Below are 6,229 nucleotides of genomic sequence, written 5' to 3'. Positions count from 1 at the left end.
GAAGACATTCATGCAAAGTATGAACATGGCGTACTGAAACTGTCGATTCCTAAGAAGGAAGAGCAGAAGAAAGTAGAGAAGAGTAATTACATCGCAATCGAATAATGTAAGAAATGCGTAATTACTTAATAACAGATGACTAATATTCGTAGAGCCCTCCGTGTATCTGCAAGGTGCAGGTATGCGGGGGGCTCTTTTGCTTGTCTGTTCCAGGGACAATCCTCATGACAAAAGAAACGTCCCCATTAAAGTAAAAAAACGTCCCCATTAAAGTATCAGCCATGAGAACAATATGACAGCCAAAGGCATGGTTATGATACAGAACAAAGTAGTAAATACATTTAAAAGACTGGAGTATGTAGCATCTTTGTTATATATTATCTTTTTCCATTCCAGGTGTGGCTTTTCGGAGAGCATTGTGCTACAGTGTGTCCAGGATCATAATAAAAAAGTTAATAAGCTTTCCGAGCAAAATTATACTTATCTGCATAGCGATTACCTCTTTTCGTTTCTGTATTATAGTACTATTCCTATAAAAAAACACCCCTGAATGCTGGCTTGTCAAAAATAAAAGAATGCGATAAAATATGTGCAATTTGTAGAGAACTTGTAAATAGCATCCAAAATAAGGAGAGATGACATACTATGAATTCGCGTAAAAACCATAATAAAAAACTTATGTTGCCGATTCTCATTTTTCTGGTTGGCTGTCTGGTTTTGACAGTAGTTTTATACCATTCATACAGATCAAATTATAAACAGGTACGGAATGTCACAGCGCTTAATGCCACAACATATGCAGAACGACTACAGAATGACATGAACCGTGGAGTTGCAATTACAGATACACTTGAAGAGATAGCAATCAGCGCAAATGGGGAAATTGACAATTTTCAAAAAGTTGCCCGGAATCTGATGGCAGATTTTATTCAGAGCATACAGATTGCGCCTGACGGTGTTGTCACAGATATATATCCGGAGGCGGGGAATGAAGCTGGAAAGATAGATTTGATTCATGATGAAAGTCGTGGAGAGATATGCCGCTATGGAAGAGATAAAAATATAGTCACGATGCAGGGTCCTTTTGATTTAAAACAGGGGGGGCAGGGCATTGCGATTAGAAATCCTGTATATCTGGAGGGGGCAGATGGCTCTCCAGTATTTTGGGGATTTACCATAGTAATTATACGTGTTCCGGAGATATTTACAGAATCAATTCAGGCACTCACAAAATTCGGTTATGATTACTCCCTGACAAAGACAGTTTCCCCTTTGTCTGATGATACAGAGATAGTATCATCATCCGGCAATATTATGAAGAATCCGATTACATTTGAGTTTGAATTTGGCGGCTGTCTATTTGATTTTGAGGTAATGCCTGCTGATGGCTGGAGTCATGGGTGGAATGTATTTCCACAGCTGTTTTTGGGAATATGTGTTATTTTGCTCTTAACTGGATTAACGGTTGTCATCCTTGTGATTGAGAGACATAGAGATATATTAAAAAAAATGGCGATAACAGATCCACTGACCGGACTCTTGAATCGTAAGGGCTTTGACGAACAGCTCAAAAAGGTTATGCAGAGCGATCTTCATATTCATTGTGTGGGTATACAGATGGATATTGATGATTTTAAATTTATAAATGATATGTATGGTCATGTGGTTGGAGATGCCGCACTGAAAAGTCTTGCACAGGACATGCAGAGCTATTTCAATGATAATTCTATTATTTGCAGAAATGGCGGTGATGAGTTCTCCGCCATTCTGGTTGACACAACAGAGGAAGAGGCAAGAAAGAAAATAGAACAATTTACTCTTCAGCCACGGCATATAACATATAATGGTGGGGAGCATCCATTTTACATTTCTCTTGGGTATGCAGAATATCCAAAAGATTGTGAAGATGTTTCGGAGCTTATCAGATGCGCGGATATGGCACTTTACGCGGTAAAACTTCATGGAAAGAATAATTGCAGTCCTTATCGAGGAGCTTATAAGATGCAGCACAGAAGCCAGCTTGGATTTGCACTTCAGGATGTATCAAAGAATCTTCCGGGAGCTTTCCTTATATATATAGCTGATCCTGAAAATGATAATATTTTATTTGCAAATCGTGAACTGATAGAATTTGCTGGCTGCAGGGATTTTGATGATTTTCTGGATTACACAGATCATAGATTCAGAAATCTGGTCCATCCAGACGAACGGGATTCTGTTGAGACCAGCATCTGGAAACAGATTGATGCAAAGACCAGTGGAAATAATGACTATGTAAGGTTCCATTTTGCAAAAAAAGATGGAACATATCTTCCTGTTCTTGATCACGGAAGAATAGTGGAAAACCGTTATTATGGAAATGTATTCTACGTTTTGATCATGGACTGCGCTCTGGTTGAATCTTATTATGATAATAAAACAGGTCTGGGAACTGTGCCGGAACGTTCCCATATTATTCCTGTCAGCAGATAAAACGATATCGATATTTCAAGATGTACTACCATTAGTACAACGAACCCCCCTGTAGTGGCCCTACAGGGGGGTTCTTCATCCAGCCATTTGCAAATATAGTAGGCTGTTTTATACTCATTTACATTCTCAGGAAAATATGCTAATATTAGGTTAGCGACAACTAACTCAATCTCGATGTTTCGATCAGTGCAGCGTCTGTCAGATAGATCGAGGCGATTTTGCATGGCTGGTGTTCGATGAGGAGGCAAAATGAATTATCTATTAGAAATAGTTATTTTTAATGTTATCATTTACACAATTTGCGGTATCAATATAGCAAAGAAGGGAAAGCTTGGCATGATACAGGAATACCCCAAGGCGATACAGGATCGATGCAGAGAGCTTGGATTGATTCAGGAAAGCTCCGGGAAACTTAAGAAGAAAGCAACGATAGGAAAACTGGGATTATTTATCGGATACATATTTTTGCAGACTGTATTAGCGTACTATATCGGCGGTGCACGTACTTTCTCTGAAGGATGGTTTCACGGATATATCATGTGGGTAGTTGAGATGTGGTTTGATGCATTGGTGGTGGATTGTCTGTGGTTTTGCCATAGTAAGAAGATGATAATTCCGGGAACTGAGGATTTGGTGGATGCTTACCATGATTATTGGCATCATATTAAATATGCGGTGATAGGAATGTTCAGCCAGGCGGTGATTGCTTTGCCGGTAGGGCTTTTGGTGATGTGGCTGTCTGGGAGGTAAAGACGCAAGAATAAAAGGCTGAGCATTTTCAGCTTCAAACAGGAATTTGATGAAAGGACTTTCCTATCATGGGAAGCCGCTTGCTTATATGCCATTTGTTTACGAACATCCAATGTATTGGAAAAAGGTTGAAGAGGAAACGAAAGGCTCAGGTGATATTGAGCGTTCCACATGCCTGTTCATAGATTCCGAAAAAGATCGGGAACATACGGAAGAAGAAATGATAAAGGTTGAAAATATCAAGGAAAAGTTAATTTTGATTGGCGCAGATGATGATAGCTTCTGGGAGGCTGGCAAATATGTCCGCCGGATGGATCAGCGTTTGCAGCAACATCCGCATGAGTGTGAGGCTACAAGAAAGGACGTAGACAAAAGACATTCGGCGGCGCTGCATGAGTGGATTGCGGTATAATGTTCGTGGTACAAGGTGCTTGCCGGACTACAAAAGGTTGGATTCGTCAGTAACCACTGAGGTTTGACGCATCCGGCTTTTATATTACAGAAATATGGCATCGAATGGATATTCGATTCTGCCGATATAATGTATAATAGAAAGTAACAAATCGGAAGTTATCAAATTGATTGGGAAGTATACAGGAGATAAGGAATGACAATTCATGAATATGGAAAAAGTAATGCAAAGACAGTGGTTCTGGTACATCCATCTGTAGTGATGTGGGATTTTTTTGAATATCTAATTCCTTTATTGGAAAAGGATTGTCATGTAATTATTCCGGCATTACCGGGATATGATGAAAATGATTCACAGCAAAATTTTACCAGCGTGGAAAATATCGCCGGGGAATTGGCAGAGTGGTTAGTAAAAAATAAGATTACCACCATTGATGTTCTATATGGCTGTTCTATGGGAGGTAGTATTGTTTTAAGAATGCTTGCAGATAAGAAAATTACCGTAAATAACACAATATGCGATGGCGGAATCACACCATATCAGATACCATGGTTACTTACTCGATTCATTGCTGTTAAGGATTTTCTGCTGATCTCTATGGGAAAAACAGGCGGGTTTAGCCTTCTGGAAAAGGTGTTTGCAACAGATGAATATAGCAAGGAAGATTTAGAATATATGGCGAAAGTTTTCCGCTTTATCAGTTATAAGACCATCTGGAGAACTTTTGAATCATGCAACAACTACAGGATGCCGGAAGGTACTATAGAATATTCGGGTAAATTAGAATATTGGTACGGTGATAAAGAACGTAAAGAAAGAGCAAAAGATTTAGCATATGTAAAAGAACATTTTCTACATGTAAAGTTTATAGAAATGAAAAATATGGGACACGCCAGTATGGTGACATTATATCCAGAAAACATGGCAGAACGTATTATGAATTTAGCAAAGTAAGGAGTTGCAGCAAATAAAAAGAAGTTGTGTTGTGACAACTTCCAGTTGTGCGCCCCGCTAAGAGTGTGTAGTCAAGCCGGTGGGAAGCCGGTTTATCCAAGGTCTAGCCAATCAGATAATAGCGAGTCTTGGGATGATGTCGGTAACGGCATTTGACAAGCGTAGACAGCAAGAAAGCAGGGTTGAATAGTGATTGAGCTTCGAAACGTTAACTTCAGTCGGTTGATTTCAATCCTTCCTCTATACTCCTGCCTTATAATGTCAGCCATTTCCGCAGGACTTTCCTTACATCCATTTTTTAACCACATTTTTATAATACTTGTAATGGTAGCCCTGAAAAATTCACAATGATATTCTATGTATTTATTTCCAAAATGCTGCTCTGCCAGCTTATGATCAAACTGAACTATTTTATAGTTATCATCAAAGCCAAGTTTAAAATATGTGTTAAAAATAATCTGATTATCTTTTATGTATCTAAACAGCTTTTCAAAATCATTAAAAGAAATTAAAAAAGATTACTATTTAGAACAACTTATAAATTGTGAAGGAAATGGTCTGATTAAAATTGTAACAGGAATAAGAAGATGTGGAAAATCATATTTATTGCGAACGCTGTTTAAAAATCATTTGCTTGAAAATGGAGTGGATGAAAAACACATCATTGAAATGGCGTTTGATTTATACTACTTTCTTTTAGATGAAGTGCAGTTGCTGGATGAGTTTGTGAGTGTGCTTAACGGTTTAGCGGATAAGAAGAATTGCGATGTGTTTGTAACAGGAAGTAATGCAAAGTTTTTATCCAGAGATATAGCTACTGAATTTGGTGGCAGAGGGGATGAGGTTCATATGTACCCTTTGAGCTTTTCGGAATTTATGAGTTGCTATGATGGAAATAAATATGATGGATGGAACGAATATATTACTTATGGCGGTATTCCGTTGGTGGTATTAGCCGAAACGGATGAGCAAAAAGTGAATCTATTGGATAATATGTTTCAGGAAACATATATCAGTGATATTGTGAAACGAAACAAAATCAGAAACGTTGGAGAAATGGAATCATTGCTTGATGTTTTGGCATCTGCAATTGGCGCGTTGACAAATCCTAACAAACTTCAGAAAACATTTAAAAGCGTAAACAATTCGAAAATTACAGCAACAACGATTACGAAATATATTGAATATTTGGAGTATGCTTTTTTAATTGAAGAGGCGAACAGATATGATATTAAGGGAAAGTCCTATATCGGTACACCAATGAAATACTATTTTATGGATATGGGACTTAGAAATTCAAGAATTCATTACAGGCAGCTGGAAGTGACACATTCTATGGAGAATGTCATTTACAATGAATTAAGAATGAGAGTATCTATAAGGGATAGAGCCATTTGCGTTCACACAATCTTCATAAAAGAATTAGCACTCGCCTCTTGACAGTGCTAATAACTGGGTGTATAACATAGTCAAAGATAAGGAAAGGGATTAGAAAGAAGAGAAAGAATCCCGAAAGCTTATCCTGACAATTATTTTGAAAGTAACAGTAAACAAAAGTCTAAGTGCCTTGGGACTTCATAAGAAGCCGCAATTTCCGACACTTGTTTGAGATTGAAAGGAGAAATGACTTATGTTACCTAG

The 6,229-nt window shown here is 38.0% G+C and carries 7 protein-coding genes; 6 read left to right on the top strand and 1 reads right to left on the bottom strand.

Features of this window, described 5'->3' with window-relative positions:
• The 5 genes from DW159_RS14320 to DW159_RS13245 all read left to right on the top strand — a co-directional run.
• Positions 1–105, top strand: a 105-nt coding sequence (locus DW159_RS14320; RefSeq protein WP_442871974.1) for an Hsp20 family protein, incomplete at its 5' end; no start/stop codon positions are given.
• 540 nt (positions 106–645) lie between these two features.
• Positions 646–2,472: a diguanylate cyclase domain-containing protein gene (locus DW159_RS13260; protein WP_117551390.1), complete on the top strand. Its 1,827-nt coding sequence runs from the start codon at positions 646–648 to the stop codon at positions 2,470–2,472.
• Between the two features lie 249 nt (positions 2,473–2,721).
• Complete coding sequence (locus DW159_RS13255; RefSeq protein WP_117551388.1) at positions 2,722–3,222, top strand: hypothetical protein; 501 nt, start codon at positions 2,722–2,724, stop codon at positions 3,220–3,222.
• A gap of 49 nt (positions 3,223–3,271) precedes the next feature.
• Positions 3,272–3,634, top strand: a complete 363-nt coding sequence (locus DW159_RS13250; protein WP_242992744.1) for an acyl-CoA thioester hydrolase/BAAT C-terminal domain-containing protein — start codon at positions 3,272–3,274, stop codon at positions 3,632–3,634.
• Positions 3,635–3,829: 195 nt separating this feature from the next.
• Positions 3,830–4,588, top strand: a complete 759-nt coding sequence (locus DW159_RS13245) for an alpha/beta fold hydrolase (RefSeq protein ID WP_117551386.1) — start codon at positions 3,830–3,832, stop codon at positions 4,586–4,588.
• 92 nt (positions 4,589–4,680) lie between these two features.
• Here DW159_RS13245 and DW159_RS14265 read toward each other — a convergent pair whose 3' ends face one another.
• Positions 4,681–5,043: a TetR-like C-terminal domain-containing protein gene (locus DW159_RS14265; protein WP_242992749.1), complete on the bottom strand. Its 363-nt coding sequence runs from the start codon at positions 5,041–5,043 to the stop codon at positions 4,681–4,683.
• 16 nt (positions 5,044–5,059) lie between these two features.
• Between DW159_RS14265 and DW159_RS13240 the strand changes: the two genes are divergently transcribed.
• Positions 5,060–6,028: an ATP-binding protein gene (locus DW159_RS13240; RefSeq protein ID WP_117551384.1), complete on the top strand. Its 969-nt coding sequence runs from the start codon at positions 5,060–5,062 to the stop codon at positions 6,026–6,028.
• Positions 6,029–6,229 lie beyond the last annotated feature (201 nt).

This window comes from Coprococcus sp. AM14-16 (genome assembly GCF_003434675.1).
Taxonomy (GTDB): domain Bacteria; phylum Bacillota; class Clostridia; order Lachnospirales; family Lachnospiraceae; genus Coprococcus; species Coprococcus aceti.
This window is presented reverse-complemented; position numbering and strand designations above follow the sequence as displayed.

Bases quoted from the DNA above. Each gene is read 5' to 3' on its own strand.
- DW159_RS13260 (WP_117551390.1), top strand. From the start codon at position 646: ATGAATTCGCGTAAAAACCATAATAAAAAACTTATGTTGCCGATTCTC.
- DW159_RS13255 (WP_117551388.1), top strand. From the start codon at position 2,722: ATGAATTATCTATTAGAAATAGTTATTTTTAATGTTATCATTTACACA.
- DW159_RS13250 (WP_242992744.1), top strand. From the start codon at position 3,272: ATGAAAGGACTTTCCTATCATGGGAAGCCGCTTGCTTATATGCCATTT.
- DW159_RS13245 (WP_117551386.1), top strand. From the start codon at position 3,830: ATGACAATTCATGAATATGGAAAAAGTAATGCAAAGACAGTGGTTCTG.
- DW159_RS13240 (WP_117551384.1), top strand. From the start codon at position 5,060: ATGTATCTAAACAGCTTTTCAAAATCATTAAAAGAAATTAAAAAAGAT.